This window comes from Methanomassiliicoccus sp. (genome assembly GCA_012719175.1).
Taxonomy (GTDB): domain Archaea; phylum Thermoplasmatota; class Thermoplasmata; order Methanomassiliicoccales; family Methanomassiliicoccaceae; genus UBA6.
In genome coordinates this window covers 98098-112987 of the sequence record JAAYAX010000004.1, presented here as the reverse complement: position 1 = coordinate 112987, position 14890 = coordinate 98098, and the positions used below count along the sequence as shown (strand labels likewise).

Sequence of the window (14890 nt, the reverse complement as noted above, 5' to 3'; positions counted from 1 at the left end):
TGAGTCATTTAATTCGATGAAAAATATTCAAAAGGTCACCGCTCACAGCATCATAATTTTTAACTTCTCTGTGTTGACAACCTGTTTCTTCTTAGCTGGAGAGTTAACAACATCAAACATTTTTTGGATGTTGGTAGGAACATTTATCTCCCTAATTGGAGCCTTAAAAGCCCTTTTCCTCTTCGCATATTCATCAGCAAAGGATCGAGATATCGAGAGAGTGTTTGCGAAGTTAACGACAATGTTCTCTGCGTCGGTCGATTCTATAATGTCGAAGAACTGGATTGCCCTGTTCCTTGTAGCTAAATCCTCGGAGAGATAAGCCCTAATCTCGAACTCTTTCTCCTTCGATATACTCAATGATGTCGACCTCCTGCGCCGGGTATGGCAATCTTATATTTATGCTTGTGCCTTGTAGTTTGTATGCATCTCTAAGCATATATCCTTTCGGTTCAGGGCTTTCAAATGAGAGAGCTCCGTTTCTGGAAACAATTAGTATTTTTGCACCCAGCCCTTCCGTGCAAATTCGAACATTGGTTTGGAGCCCATAACCCCGTCCTTCGGTTTCTTTCGAAGAAAGACCGTTAACGGCCTCTACGATAGACTCAACGTCGTTATTAAAAATCATGCCTGCTGCGCTTAAGCTACCTGGTATTGTTCTACCATCATCGTAAAAACTGATGTCAACAAAACCCTTGCTTTGGTATTTTTGTGCCATCACTAATGCATGTGAAAAGCCAGAGTGCTCATATACGTTCGTTACTAGCTCGCCAACTAGGTATTTAAAGGCATTTTGACCACCGTAGTCTTTGCCATCTTTATTTAATCCATATAAACGACGAAGGACAGGATCAAGTTCTTTCTCGTTCTCTGGAAGTGCGACGATTGGGACATAAGAAGCGCTACTAGATACATGGTGAAAATCCCGCATCAACATGGTATCTATGTATGTCGCAACGTTTGGATCTCTAGGTGGGACATAGGTAGCGTCTGGATGATTTACCAACAAACCAATTGAAGGCAGTAGTGTTGTAGGATAAATCCAACTAATCCCACTGAGGTCTATAGCGCCCGATGTAAAATAATTGCTCTGGACATAGGCATAGCCCAAATAGCTTTCTAATAGGCCTGATGGAACGGGCACGGCAGTATAGCAGGAAATACACAAAATTAATAATTTGGCTTTAAAACACACAGCCCGAAAAATACCATGAACATCTTAAATGGCAAGCGCTCACAGCTTTCATAACACTATTAGCGACTATATGTCAGAGGTGGCGGGCCCTCGCAGGGAACGATGGAGGAATCTGATAACAAATGCCCTATAGCCCATACAACCTACCGACTCCCCCGGCCGCTCCGGGCGGCCTCGATGCTGATGGTTTTGAATTCTGCACTATGTGCTGCTTCCGAAGAGGGGGTCGAGGAGAAGGCGTGATTGAATCACAACGTCCGCTCCCCGGCCTATCCAAACGTCCCAACCCCATCCCAACCCATAGTTGGGACGTTACTTTCTTCCTATCCAGTAGTAGTAGAGTAGTATGTCATCCCAACATCCCAAGAAAAAGATAGATGAGGAGATTTGCCCCCATTTTATAAGGTTCAAAGAAAAAAAGATGTAATGGGTTTAGCAAGCAGCTGCCAGTACGAACGGCCATAGGTTATTGACATTTGAAAACGGACCATCTGGCTCAATGGAGTGGTGATTCCCGCTCTGTCCACTCACTTTACTGGCTTCGTCAAAAATGCCCCGATTTTGGGGCAAGCCCATTTGGGCCGTTTGTTGCGCCCTCCATTGGGCGAGGCGGTTCATGGAATCTACCTTTTGGTCCATGTCGATCCCGATATAGAGCTTGGTCGTTTTTTCGTCCTTATGTCCTAACAGTTCGCTTATCTTGGAGATAGGTTCCCCGGACATATGCAGCTCTTTGGCGAACTGCCGTCTAAGGACATGGTTCGAGAACTCAACCCCGGTCCGCTCTTGAATACGTTTTAGCATACCATCCACAGCGGTCCGCTTATATGGGAATAATTCCCCCCCTCTCTCATAGATCAAGAGGTTATCAGGAACGACCACGGCGGGATTCTTTGCCCTGGCCTTCCTGATCTCCATGTCCCTAAGCTCGAAGAAATGGTTTAGCTCGGCGTTGGTTTCGGGGTCGAAGGGGTTTTGTCTCCACTTCCCGCCCCGTCGCCCCTTGCCCAGGACGTTGAAGTAACCCATCTGGATATCCTTCACGGTGAGCCTTAGCACTTCCACGCGCCTTAGCCCGATGTGAAGCTCCAGATGGACTACGATACGTTCAAACCCCTTTGCCTCTTGCTCGATCGTCCGGGCCTGAGCGAATGTCAGCCAATGCACGTTCTTACGTTCATCTTCCTGCCATTCCAGCTCCATTTTCTCCTTGATGTCGTTCCCGTGGAACATTAGGTAAGAATTCAGGATGCTGAACTCCCGCCTCACGACCCCGGGTTGCGATTCGCAATAGACATCATCGAGCAGAAAGTTCACCGTGTCCTCTGTCCATTTGTTGGGATAGGGGTCATATCCCGCTTCCGTGAGGGCACGGTTCACTTTCTTTATCATCCATCTATATCCTTTGATCGTTTGCTCAGGCCTCTTCTTCTTTCTCTTGGTTTCTAAGAAGTTTTCTACCGCATCACCGAGACGACGCTCTTTCGACGGCATCTCAGTGAACCCCATTATGGAGCTGCGAAGATATAAGAACGGACATGGGACCTCTTACAATGCCATTTTTCCTGTTCACCTGTTCATCTGTTTAAAATTAGCATCTGGCTTCCCTGAACAGGTAGCTTTCTTTTCAGAACCCGGTTTGTTCTTGTCCTGTTCCGGTGGCCGCTCGATAACGACTATCCTATCCTGGGGGCGATATATCCGGTTGGGGTCCCTGTTGCCCAAATCCTCCTCTTGTTCCATGGATAGCTTATCATATCTTATCCGCTCTACATGGATGCCATTTTTTTCAAGATTCGGGATAAGAGGGGTTAGACGTTTTCCGAGGACAACGCCATCCGAAGGCCATTCTCGGACCTTGGTGTTTATCCCATCCATATCCGCTTGGTTTTTTAGCGCAGAAAGGAGATCGGTAGCGGTCCCAATGAATGGCTCCCCCACCCTAACAATTTCCTCGATGAGGGTGGCCAATATGGATTGTTCTATGGCCTCATTGTCCTGGCGGTCCTCGTATGTTTTGAACTTTTCACGGAACCACTCTCGTTCATGGCCCATTGCCATGCCGACGGCCTCCCCCCAATGGAACCAATCGGCCATCCGGGGGGCTGTGGATCTCGCCATATCTTTTTTCTTTCGTATGGCCTCAGATAATAGGTCCAATAGTTCAGCTAGAACGTACTTGCGATCTGTATAGAAGTCTGACCATATCTCTTCCTCAGACCGTCTTTCATCATCCTTAATGCGGTCCAGGTCGAGGATTATGAGCCGCTCCAATAGGTCCGATTTTCGCGCCTCGTTGCTTATCCCGTTTAGACGCAATATGATCTTAAAGGAGCGAATGAAATCGTCGTCATCGGTGTATTTGGCCCTGGTGGTCATGGCCCCTCCGGTGATGGCCTGACAGAACAGATCGCCAATGTCTCCAGGGATGCGAGAAACATTATCGAAGGCGACGATATGGTGTTTGGCGAAGATGCGGATCAGCTCATCCTCATCCTTGATCTTGGAGACGACAACGACGCTCGACGGGTCGATCAGCATCTTTTCAAGTTTCATTGCGGTGGTCTTACAGGACCCCTGCTGGCCGGTCAGGTTTAACCCTATCTGAGGTATGCCGGGGACCAGATCGACCACGAGCATTACTTTGAAAAAGTCCCTGTCGGTCTTTTTTAGGTTCAATAGCTTAAGGAAATCATCGAGATGCCCACCCCTGGTCGAACGTTCCGGTTCGTCCTGGGGGAGCATATGGGCATAATGCTTGAACAGAATCGGGGGCTCAACGATATTCCAGCCGTTGCCATCTATCCTTATCGCCCGTCTCTGCTCGTCACTGAGATAATACCAGAAAGCCCCGTCATGCTCTGCCACTCGAACATGAAGAGAATATTGTTCTCCCTCGTGGATCGCCCGCCCCTTGAGAACGGTAAGCGCCGAATTGATGCCATCGGACCCCGGCACTTTATTATATTTTTTCCAATATTGATATGACAACCACTTGCCCAGGGAGCCGTTTATCGGCATTATCTCCCAATGCCCGTTCTGACGGGCTCTGATATATGGGTCTCCATAATCATCGTGGAATAGGGTGTTTTCCTCCCCATTTAACGCAATTTCTACTATCCTGGATGGTATGTCCTTTTCCAGTTGTTCGTCCTTCCCTTCAACCTTCGGAGCTTGGCACAAGGGGCACCAGCTCTTATTACAGGACTTCTCGAACGCATCCCGGATAAGGACACAACTCCAACCCATGTCTGACTTATAGATGTTGGAAAGGGTCTCCAGGTTCTCGACTTCCTGCTCAGGAGAGGGTTCGAAGGATACCTTTGTAAATGTCTTGATATCTTCTGCGGCCTCGGCCTCACTACGGCCCTTGTATCGGTTCATCAATGCCAAGGTTAAAGCCCCATTATGGCGGTGACCCTTCGGGGCTCCGTTCTCCATTATGTAACGATAGCAGGGAAAAGCCATCAGGGGGGAGGTGATGGCATTCACCGACAGAGACTCTTTTTTAACCTTCTTATCCTTCTTAGCCAGCTCTTCCAATGCACTTTGTGAAAGAACCCCAGGGTCCCACAACTTTACATCATCGGGAAACCAGACTGGATATTCACCCGTTGATGGTCGGTGGTCCGGTATCGAAGGTAAAATCACCTTTCGCCCCCCATCGATTCGGACGCACCCCAATTCTCTTATGAGCTGGCCACTCTTATCCGCACCCCACTTATATCGGGTTGCGTCAAGCTTGGCCCGTTTCCCATCGACATTGGCTGCTTTAACTATGTTCTTGTAGAGCCAGACCCGGAGTTCGTTAAACGTATCAACTCCGGTCTTACTTCTGCCCTCCCTTCCCGGCAACAGCTCCGGTGGCAGACCTAAAGCGTTGATGTCGAAGAATACATGGACATGGATTCCCTTGCCTCCGGTATATGTAAGAAGGTATGGGATATCTTGCCCGTCCATGAATTTCAAGAGCTTGTCGCCTTCCTCCTTGACGATTAGCCAGTCCTCAGTGTCGAAATCAAAGACAAGCTCATTGGGAAGGATCGTCCGGGCGTGGATGAATCCTCTTCCAATATCATCGCAGAATAGCCACCTCCCATCCTTGAAGTCGGGAGCCCTTTGAACCATAATGGGATGATGGAGAGCCCTGGCCTCTATATCCAGCACCATAAGCCAGTTCTTCTGGTCCTCTGGGGGACCATCGTTCGGCTTGAGAGTATCCACTGAGGATAGCGAATTTTCCTTCCCCATCTTGACGCCCCCTTTACTTATCTAGCTCAACGAAGCGAAGCCTTCCAGAAGATATGCGTTGGCTTCTTATCCTCACGCCAGGAATGGTGTTAAGGGCGTCCAAAATCGCAGGCACGTTCAAAATATCGGTTTCTAACACAACCCCAAACGTCTGGGATGATCTGTTGTTGTCATTGTTTGGCATGTATATCTAATCCTTAAAATTTTTACATTTTTATTCTTTTTTCACTCCAAATCATCTCCTCCTTCCTCATTGGTTCCAATAACATCCCTATCTGGTTCCACGGGTGATGGGGGAGTACCCCAGCACCTTTCGCTTTAAACCCAGTGTTATTGACATGTTTCCTAATCTGAACGGATAGTAAATGCTTTGTTATGGGGTGACTGAAAGTGGGTTTTGGCCGCCAGGATGCCGGAGAAGGTACACCCTGACGGCCAGGAGCCTAGACCGTCTTGGAAGGACATCAGGCCATCAGCCCCTCTCGAAGCCCCGCTGACGCTGGGATGTGACGACCAACGACAGGAAGGGCCAGCGAGCGTCACTTTGCTGGCTCCATTAGGTCCAGCTTCATTATGAGGTCCTTTAACTTCCTCAATGCGGCCCGGTAGCTTCCGGTGTTGGGGGCTGAGAACATAAGGACCTTGGAAGCGGCCAGGATGCCCCCCTCCAGCTCGTCGCGGTGGGCCTCGGTGTCGTCCATTAGTAGTCCCTCTTGTTAGATGGTCTGCCGCTGTCGGCCAGCATCCTTTTTAGAGGTTGAGGGGCTGGCCTTGAACGACCTAAGTTTCTCGCCCCGTGGTCCTGCATTTGCGCTATCTCGTCGTAACGCTTGGTATATTCCTCGGCATAATCGCCAACGTGCTGATTGAGCATCTGGACGGCCACCTTGAGGACCTCGAACTCACTAGAGTCTATCTTTTGCCCACTGGCGTTGAACTCGTCCACCGCCTTAGAGAACGAAGCGCCGATGCTTAGGACCTTGTCCAGGCTCAGTCCCCTGATCTCTTGGATATACTTAGGGAGACCCCACCGGACCCGGATCTGCTCGCGCTGTTCTTCTGTATATTTTCCTTGATGTAGCTCGGGGTGGGGGTCAAAAAGGTCCCCCGGTTCTCCCTTCTTATACAGGCGCTCCAGCTCTCGCTTTTCCCACTGGGCTTCCTTGCGGTCATTGGCGATCATGGCGAGCTGCTCACGGTCCATCATGTCCAGAAGTTCCTTCATTTTAGGCGGTAGGTTCTGTTTTTTACGCTCTTCGAGCCTGCCCTTGGTCCTGCTCTCTAAGGCGTTGAGCCGCTGAATCTTGAGATATTCTGTCATGCTCAAGCCTCGCGGTAAACGAATATGACCTCGAAGCGGGGGAGGGATCCTACAATCGCTATGCTAGGCACGGTGCCACTGGCCACAGATATAGCCCCGATCATGGCGTCGATAGCTATTTTTATCGATTCCGGCCCCCCACTCACCTCCGAGACCGCCCCTTTTATTCCGGCCATTTACTTGCCCCACATGAACATTTCACAACTTCCCACGTCGGAACCGTCCTCGGCCTCAGTATCGGCGGTGGTGTATACTTTCAGCAACTCGCCATCATACACAAAGAAGCCCTTGCCGGGGCTAAACCCATTTCCGAGGGTGGAGACGAAGCTTCCTTCGATAAACCCAAGATCGTTAGTTGGGTCAATGGCGATGCCACCTGTCACGTATTTCGAGACCGTGAATTTCAGGTGCTTTAGGCGAAGATCGCCTGTCACTCTCGTGCTGATATTGGTTATGGTGTATACAGGGTCTGTCATTTTAATTCCCATCCTTGAATATAGCTTGCTTTAGTAATTCAATAATTGAAGCGTTTTGGCTTTGAATCATGTCTAATTTTCTAGCATCCAGGCGCAGAATTTCCTCATGAATCAAAGCGTTCAGGCGGTCCCTCTGCGCCGGGATCGCGGCCTCACCTAACTGGGCGATATGGTCCTTACTTAGCTGGAGCTGCTCATTGGTTAGCTTCGAGACCGGGGCATCGTCCCAAATATAGCCCCGGTGGTCGAAATCGCAAAAGTACGATTTCGGCTCTAGGCGATCTCCGCCTGAGTACACGATATGCACGGACCACAAGCGGCCGCACTTCTCACACTCTGCGGTATTGGTACGGGCGCCTTGTGGACCCTCTTTATCGGGCAGGGGGCCTATGTTGAGAGATGTCCCATCCTCCGGACAAGGGCGGGTCGAACAGAGGCGCTCCTGGGCTCTGGTGGCCTCTATAACCGCATTCTCCGCGATGGCTAGCTCTCTTTTTAGATCATTTACTCTATTGACTGCTGCTGATATCATATGTTTGTGCCTCGTTAGTATCGGTAAAATCCCATAAAATTCTAAGACATGTATCATGTTCATGGGCGTCCTCGGGGATGCATCCAGAAACCTCGGTATGGTCATCGTGCTCGATAGTAAACAGAACGTGTACGCGGGGCTTATGAGCCGATGTTCTGCGTTCGATGGCCCTCAGCTTGTCGGCCCTCATTCGCTGGCCCCCGGGAGGCACTCGTTCCCGTCCCTGTCGATCCTTCTTAGATGGATGGCCCTACATGCCCCGCTGTGGCACTCCTGGCACTCGGCCAGGGTGACGACCTCGGCGCTCTTCCAGCATGTCACCGGGGGGTGATAGTTGCTAAAGACGTTCAGGTGAAGGATCTCGTCCTCGGTTAAGGGGGCTAGCTTCCTGCTGAGTTGCCGGATGCGCGATCGCTCGACCATCAGCGGCCACCGTCGATCTTGCGCTCGACCGCTTCGAGCCTCGAAGATAGCTCGCCCAGGTCGAGTATCTTAGCCATCTGCCCCGCGCAGGATGAACACGCTTGAGCGATCGGGGGTGCCAGCTTGCCAGCACGAGTGGCTATCAAAATCTCACTCATGTATTCTTTGAGATCCTCTAAAGTCTGGACCTCTTGAACAGCGTTCTTTGGGACCGTGACCGAATAGCCTCTCTTGCCCCCTCGTGATCGTGCTTCGTTTGCGAGGTCTGCGCTCGCTTCGTCATGGTGGAAGCAATGACCTTGAGTGGATGAGTGGAGAGCGTAAGCCTTGCAGCGCTCGCCGGTCTCGGGGTTGATGAATTGACATTGGTGGTCCTCAAGGCCCATGCCAATCTCTCCTGCTGCCGGGGGTCCTCTGCCTGGGCTCCCTGGGGGTGACGATCTCAAGAACACACCTCAATGGCAGCTCCACGATCTCCCCCTTGGGGCGCTGGACCGTCACGTTGCGGTCAGTATAGGCGGTGATGGTCCCTTTGAGGCCCCTGCGCATACCATCGGGGCATTCGTATCTGGTTATACAGGTCTGCCCATTGGCCAGGAATCTCTCTAGGGCCAGGGCTAATGAAACATCATCTAACATGCTCTAAAACCTCATTTTTAACATCTGATGCTGGCGTCCTGAAACTGTGTCCGGGGGATCGGTCCCGGTCCCGGTGGGGATGGAAAAAATACGCCCCACTAACGTAAAGGTATTGGGGGCCAGGTTTATAAACCCTGCTTTCTAAATATCACAATGAGAATTAATTACTGGCATTAGGGGTTATTTACAATTATAAGAAGTACCAGAATAATTCTATTTGTCCTTGTCCTCGCTCATCATGGCGACGGGCGATCGGCCCCCCCGGGTGATCCCGCTAGTTAGGCACACTTGTAGAAATAATATACGATTGGGTTAGTTGCTTAGATCGCCCGGGCCCGGACTCCATGACGGTGAACGAGACAACATACTAGCCCAGCGGCAGGGACCCCCCACGGCAAAAGCAAAAGCACGTTTTTAGAGGGTTTTTAACAGTAACCCGCTGCTCTGTTCACCTCCTGTTCACAATGGCCAGTAAGGTATGTTTGAACAGATGAACAGGAGAACAGTATCTTTTAGATAGAAAAAAGAAAGGAATAACGGATAGAGCGAACAACGCCCTATCGCTATTCGATTGGATTTCAGGGTCTATGCCCTCTGTCTTATGTCCCCGAGTGATGCGGTAGAATGAGTTTATGGTGCCCTGACTCGGGGCAGATTTGAAGGAATCCAGATGGTTTCGTGGGCATAAATCCCGCTCTGTCCACTTTTTCTACTGGCTCGGTAAACATTTACCGCTCCGACGAAAGCCCGGAATTGTGCCGCCTACAGCATGGCGTTTTAATTATCGTCCAAATCGATCCCAAGGTATATCTAGGTCGTTTTCAGGTCATTGTGTCCCAACACTCAGAATATGGTCTCGATGGGCACGCCAGATAGGTGTAGGTCTTTGGCGAACTGCCTTCGTAGGACGTGGTTGGTGTACGGTAACCCGGTGCGCTCCGAGAAGGCCTTCACCAGCTCATCGACCGCCGTCCGCTTGTAGGGGCGGAGCTCACCGCCCCGTCGTGGCCTAGTTCCTTCGATACAGGATCATTTAACGAACTTACATGAATGGCTGTGTATGGACACGAAGGTGTAGTAGATCACCTCGTAGGTATCGGGCAACGCACGCTTACTACCCGAACGGAGGAGCGGGTCGGAATTGTCACCATATCGGTCGTCAGCACAGCTTGCGGTAAACGAAAGATAATGTGAGAGGGATGTGTGGGGAGAAGGCGATGAACTTCTATCCAACATCACTCTCCGGCCCTCGACCTTATCCCCCTCTCAGTAGGCCGAACCACATCTGCCAGGCCAGCGCGCTCTTGGAGACCAGGCTCAATATGATGTACCCCTTCTCGCCGTACAAGTAATCTTTCCAGTTTCCCACCTTCTTATAGTGCAGTATCATGTTGATGGGAAAGCGAATCCAGAACGCCATCATTGAGAGGACGATAAGGAGCACGAACCCAGGGATGGCGTCCGAGGAGGGTATCACCGCTCCCAGGTAGTACAGGATGATTGCCATCCAGGGGACCACCCCGGCGAAGGTACCGTACAGAAAGGAGGTCCAGTCGGTCCGTTCCGTCGTCTGGTTGTGAAGTTCCATCAGATCGCCGAACAGGTTCATAGTGGCGTTGATGCCCATTAGGGGAATGAGCGCCGCTAAGTCGTTGATGCCACACAACAGCGCGATGACCAGGATCATGATCGACGATGTGATGGAGTACTCGTACCATCGGGCGGGGTTGCGATGCCTGATGATGTTCCGGCGATACCAGTGATATCCGACAGTGGACACCAGTAGGTGCGATGCGGCGGTCAGATACATGAACAGGGCGATGGTTGGACCGATGGGCAGATAGAACCAGGTCTCCGGGCTCGGCAGCATCGTCGAAGTCGTTGGATCATATCTCAGAAAATAGGTCTGGATCGGCAGCGCCAGATCATTACTGAAGGCCAGTAAGAGTGTCGCCTGGACCGCATGCGCCAGGCCGGTGACCAGGTTGAAACGACGAAGCCCTTCAATCTGTTTGTCCTCTTCCACCACCATGCCGTCCGGTAGGAAGTTGCAGTTCAAAATAGAATAGCAAAGATCATGATCGAACTACCCTTAAATGGAGCGCCCGGAGATAATGGCCGAGATGAGGCTCACCTGGTCGTCTTTGATGCTAATTTTTATCTCCAGAAAGATTGGAAGGCACGATAATAGTGATGCCGAACGACGCGTTCAAGTTTTCCTGGCAAGCTCACCTGGATACGTTCGCGCTCGAGCGCGCGGCGGTCCACCACCAATTAGTTCCATTCCGAGCAGTATCGATGCATCCCCACGGATCGTGAAAAGAGAATCGATCGGTTGGTGAAAAGCAACCTGAACGAACCTGAGGTCGATTGGTACATGGGGATATCTGATGATATTTGCCTTTAAAATGATAGTTCGGCTGAACGATCCATCGACAAAGGATGAGTTCTTTACCCAACTCGCGAGGTTTGATGGGGATTAGGTACGACCATTCACCTCTGGATTGGACTACACCAATACTCCTGACATCGTCACATTCGACGGGATGACATGATCTCTGAACGAACTTCACAATCTCGTACCTTCCGTTTCCAAATCGATGGGATGTTGGAGGTGAATCCTAATGTGGTCCATATGTCATATTTTTTGGACACCTGGGTTCACAAGATCACCAGGGGAGAAATGCTACACCCTAGATCGTTGAATAAAAATGTTAATAACAAATTTTTGCCATTCACTGATCATAATTTGTTACTGCACGCGATATTGAGAACGCATGGTCCAGGAGGAAATAGCCACCTAGCATTACCATGTACATGGCTCCCATATCCGGATGTTTCACCGCCTTCTGGTCCTCTCTTCCATCTCTATTGCTGGTCACCTTTTAGAATGGCTGTCTCCCACTACTTTTTTATACATTTGGTGATGTCCCATGTGCCGAAAATTGATGGTGCAATAAAGCCTGCTTTCATATACGAACTGCAGGTAGGGGTCCAGCGTTCATCCCGTTCTTTTTAACGGTCCGCGAGGAACATCTGGGAGAAGTTATATTTCAAAAATAATGAAAAAAATAAAGGTGGGAAGATGAGAGGATCACGAAAATCCATTCTTATCTACTTGGGTATGAGGACCTTATCGATAGCGTGGCAGACTCCGTTACTAACCGCAATATCTGTTTGGATGATGTCCGCATTGTTCACCTTCACATTCTTATGAAGATGCCATCGTACAGCATCGATCTTCAGTTCCTCCCCCTGGGCGGTCTTTAGCCTCTTTTCTTTGATCACATCGGCGGCCATCAGTTTTCCGGGGACCACATGATAAAGCAATATGTTCTTCAGCTTCGGAACATCCTTCAAGAGGCTGTCCACGGTCCCCTCTGGCAGTTTCGCGAATGCTTCATCGGTTGGAGCGAAGACCGTGAACGGTCCTGCGCCCTTCAACGTGTCCACGAGGCCGGCCGCCTGTACTGCCGCGACAAGCGTGTTGAATTTTCCTGCCTTAACGGCTGCATCAACAATGTCGTCCGTACGAACTCCTCCTTATTACCTAAGCTGTTTATTTGGAAGCCAGTGTTTAAATTATTTTCGGGAATGATGATTTCGGCAATCATTGAACCATATGTTGTTCTGAGTTGTCGCGCTGACCGTGAAATGCAGCTTGCCTATATTGCCGATGCTTAGCAAAGGTGAACGGGTATTCACCAGTTTTCCGTCGAGAATGATATCATATTTGATGGTGGATGGATGTACATGCCGACATCACACCAGGTTTTCAAGGAACAGGGTGCGAGGTTCGTCCAGGCGCTTCCAGTGTACCATTGGAGGTATCCATTGTTGATGCTCGAGCGAGCTCTTGCATAGCTTCCATCATATGCCTCGAAATAGCTCCTGGTCAACTCGTTCGCCTTGACCTCCGCCTATATGATCGAATCGCCGGTCTGCGCCGTGAAGGAGCGCTCAACGTACGGTGAGCCGCTTCCGGGGCAGGTCAGCTTTACTGTCGGAGAGTAAGGAGCAGCTCCGGCATCGAATGATTTTGTACCATATGTCGGGCTACCAGTTCAATCAGATGAGTCCATGTCCTCGAAGTCATCGTAGAGGATCGCTCCAGTGCTCGTTTATTTAGTATTTGTCACTTGGCATGAATATTACATGGAGTTGTTCGAATAGTAGGAAAACTTCTGATGGCCTAGAGCGTCTTGGGTGAAGATTATTTTGCTTTAGTCATCATTTCTGCGAAGCCCTGAAGACCTCGGGCTGGACATGAAATGGTCGTTCCATTCCCGGTTCGATGGTATTAACGATTAGAACGCTGGTCTCATGAGCAATGCAGGTTGCGATCAAGTATATCTTTGTCTAAAGGTCTGCAGAATTAACGCTACAAATATAACACAATTTGAAATATTTATGCATCATTAGTATATTTGATCGCCGCTGGATTGATCTTCCTCGCTAACATGTAGCTCCTAAGTTCCATTGTGGAAATTCCGACAGGATGATCCCGCTGGACATTAGGCTTTGCCCATAATGCGCGACTAAGGTCAAAAGGTAAGGATTACGGATGTCACCAGCTTGCCCTCAATGTCACATTATCATTAGCATCCTGCAGCAGGAAGTCCAGGGACAGAACGTTCGCTGCCCTCTCTGCAGTAGGCGATATATCAAGGGCTGGCAGTGGGTATTCGATGAGGATGGATACCCGGTCAACGAGATATGGCAGGAGAGCGACCGGCCGACCTACTGTACAAAGTGCAACTGGACTGGCCCCATGCGGTTGACCGTGTACCTGGAAGGGGATTGCTTCCCACATCGGTGCCCGAAGTGCGGTGCTGTGGTGGCAAACTGGAAGGGGGAAGAGTGAAGGATATACATCCATCCGATTGAAGAAATCCAGCTTAAGGCTCCTCTTCCTCTGGGGGTGGAGGTATTTTCTTGATCATGCCCCTTTCCTGCATGTTCTGCAGGTACTCTTCACGGTACGTCACCCTATCCATGTAGTATCTTACAGCGGTCAGGATGAAATCAGAACGGGACATGAAACCTTTTCTCGCCACCAACTCATCGATCTCCGCCACCAGGGCTGGTTGCATCCGAAGATTAACGATCTTGGACTCTTCCTGGTTGACAGATTTCCTTGGCATGTCGTCCCCCCTAACGTCCCAGCATTTAATAATAATCTTTCCATGGTTCTCAACCCCTTCTAAGCAAGACGAGAAAGTATTAAATGATACAAGTGTAATACACTATAACTACAGGAATTATGAGGCAAGTTCAATAAAACATGGGCTTGCCAGGCATTGAAAAAGCCAACATATCAACTTGCTCATGTACTAGCAAACGCTATGGAGATCCGTTTGCTGACATGAGCCATTAATAAAACAACAGGAGGAAAAACATGACCGACAAGAAAGCGATATTAGCTGGATTGATGGACAGCGTGGTGAGTCACGATACCAAGAAAGCCGTGAGCATGGCCAACCAGGCTGTCGCTGCGGGCATCGATGCTAAGGAGGCCATCGCGTCCGGACTGAGCGAAGGGATGAATGTCGTAGGAGAGCGCTATGAGAACCGGCAGATGTACCTCCCAGAGGTAATGGCTGCGTCAAAGGCCATGTACGCCGCTCTGGACATTCTTATGCCTCACCTCAAGGCCGATGGCAGCGTTGATGTCAAGAAGAAGATCCAGATATGCACGGTCGAGGGGGATGTGCATTCCATCGGTAAGACCATTGTGGGAACCTTGCTGAAGGTCGCCGGTTATGAGATCAACGATCTGGGAGCTGACGTACCCCTCACCACGATAATCGAGACCGCCGAAAAGGACAATGTGGACATGATCGCCATGAGCACGTTGATGACATCCACCATGGCGGGAATGGAAGATGTCGTGTCCATGCTCAATAGCAAGGGCGTCCGCGACAGTTACAAGGTGGCCGTCGGAGGCGCTCCTGTCAATGAGGACTTCAGAAAGCGCATCGGTGCGGATATGACCGCCACCAATGCTGAGACCGCCGTTAAGTTGGCCACCACCCTATTCAGAGGTGCTTGAA

At 50.2% G+C, this 14890-nt stretch carries 17 protein-coding genes; 2 read left to right on the top strand and 15 right to left on the bottom strand.

The window, feature by feature from the left end; genetic code table 11:
• Positions 1–42 precede the first annotated feature (42 nt).
• The 14 genes from GXX95_00915 to GXX95_00850 all read right to left on the bottom strand — a co-directional run bounded on the left by GXX95_00915 (position 43) and on the right by GXX95_00850 (position 12359).
• Positions 43–360 (bottom strand): hypothetical protein, encoded by a 318-nt coding sequence (locus tag GXX95_00915; GenBank protein NLT36709.1) that lies wholly within the window; start codon positions 358–360, stop codon positions 43–45.
• A complete protein-coding gene (locus GXX95_00910; GenBank protein NLT36708.1) occupies positions 326–1144 on the bottom strand; it encodes a sensor histidine kinase in 819 nt (272 codons plus the stop codon). Before GXX95_00910 ends, GXX95_00915 begins: the two co-directional genes overlap by 35 nt.
• Positions 1145–1627: 483 nt before the next feature.
• Entirely contained in the window at positions 1628–2704 is a 1077-nt protein-coding gene (locus GXX95_00905; protein NLT36707.1) for a site-specific integrase, read from the bottom strand.
• 60 nt (positions 2705–2764) lie between these two features.
• Positions 2765–5446, bottom strand: coding sequence for a hypothetical protein (locus tag GXX95_00900; protein ID NLT36706.1), 2682 nt, complete (start codon positions 5444–5446; stop codon positions 2765–2767).
• A 539-nt stretch (positions 5447–5985) separates the two neighbouring features.
• On the bottom strand, positions 5986–6147 hold the full coding sequence (locus tag GXX95_00895) for a hypothetical protein (GenBank protein NLT36705.1): 162 nt from the start codon (positions 6145–6147) through the stop codon (positions 5986–5988).
• Positions 6147–6767: a hypothetical protein gene (locus GXX95_00890; protein ID NLT36704.1), complete on the bottom strand. Its 621-nt coding sequence runs from the start codon at positions 6765–6767 to the stop codon at positions 6147–6149. Before GXX95_00890 ends, GXX95_00895 begins: the two co-directional genes overlap by 1 nt.
• Before the next feature lie 2 nt (positions 6768–6769).
• The gene (locus GXX95_00885) at positions 6770–6943 is read right to left on the bottom strand and encodes a hypothetical protein (GenBank protein NLT36703.1); all 174 of its coding nucleotides are present in this window, start codon (positions 6941–6943) and stop codon (positions 6770–6772) included.
• Complete coding sequence (locus tag GXX95_00880; GenBank protein ID NLT36702.1) at positions 6944–7243, bottom strand: hypothetical protein; 300 nt, start codon at positions 7241–7243, stop codon at positions 6944–6946.
• A gap of 1 nt (position 7244) precedes the next feature.
• Positions 7245–7838, bottom strand: a complete 594-nt coding sequence (locus GXX95_00875) for a hypothetical protein (protein NLT36701.1) — start codon at positions 7836–7838, stop codon at positions 7245–7247.
• Positions 7839–7961: 123 nt separating this feature from the next.
• Entirely contained in the window at positions 7962–8198 is a 237-nt protein-coding gene (locus GXX95_00870; protein NLT36700.1) for a hypothetical protein, read from the bottom strand.
• Positions 8198–8584, bottom strand: coding sequence for a hypothetical protein (locus tag GXX95_00865; GenBank protein ID NLT36699.1), 387 nt, complete (start codon positions 8582–8584; stop codon positions 8198–8200). Before GXX95_00865 ends, GXX95_00870 begins: the two co-directional genes overlap by 1 nt.
• Complete coding sequence (locus GXX95_00860) at positions 8574–8837, bottom strand: hypothetical protein (GenBank protein NLT36698.1); 264 nt, start codon at positions 8835–8837, stop codon at positions 8574–8576. The genes GXX95_00865 and GXX95_00860 overlap by 11 nt, the downstream gene beginning before the upstream one ends.
• Before the next feature lie 1255 nt (positions 8838–10092).
• Complete coding sequence (gene heR / locus GXX95_00855; protein ID NLT36697.1) at positions 10093–10869, bottom strand: heliorhodopsin HeR; 777 nt, start codon at positions 10867–10869, stop codon at positions 10093–10095.
• Between the two features lie 1082 nt (positions 10870–11951).
• Entirely contained in the window at positions 11952–12359 is a 408-nt protein-coding gene (locus GXX95_00850) for a fasciclin domain-containing protein (GenBank protein ID NLT36696.1), read from the bottom strand.
• Positions 12360–13401: 1042 nt separating this feature from the next.
• Between GXX95_00850 and GXX95_00845 the strand changes: the two genes are divergently transcribed.
• The gene (locus GXX95_00845; GenBank protein NLT36695.1) at positions 13402–13701 is read left to right on the top strand and encodes a hypothetical protein; all 300 of its coding nucleotides are present in this window, start codon (positions 13402–13404) and stop codon (positions 13699–13701) included.
• A 34-nt stretch (positions 13702–13735) separates the two neighbouring features.
• Here GXX95_00845 and GXX95_00840 read toward each other — a convergent pair whose 3' ends face one another.
• Positions 13736–13981: a ribbon-helix-helix protein, CopG family gene (locus GXX95_00840; protein NLT36694.1), complete on the bottom strand. Its 246-nt coding sequence runs from the start codon at positions 13979–13981 to the stop codon at positions 13736–13738.
• Between the two features lie 254 nt (positions 13982–14235).
• On the opposite strand from GXX95_00840, the gene GXX95_00835 reads away from it, so the two are divergent.
• On the top strand, positions 14236–14889 hold the full coding sequence (locus GXX95_00835) for a cobalamin-binding protein (GenBank protein ID NLT36693.1): 654 nt from the start codon (positions 14236–14238) through the stop codon (positions 14887–14889).
• The last annotated feature ends 1 nt before the right edge of the window (position 14890 follow it).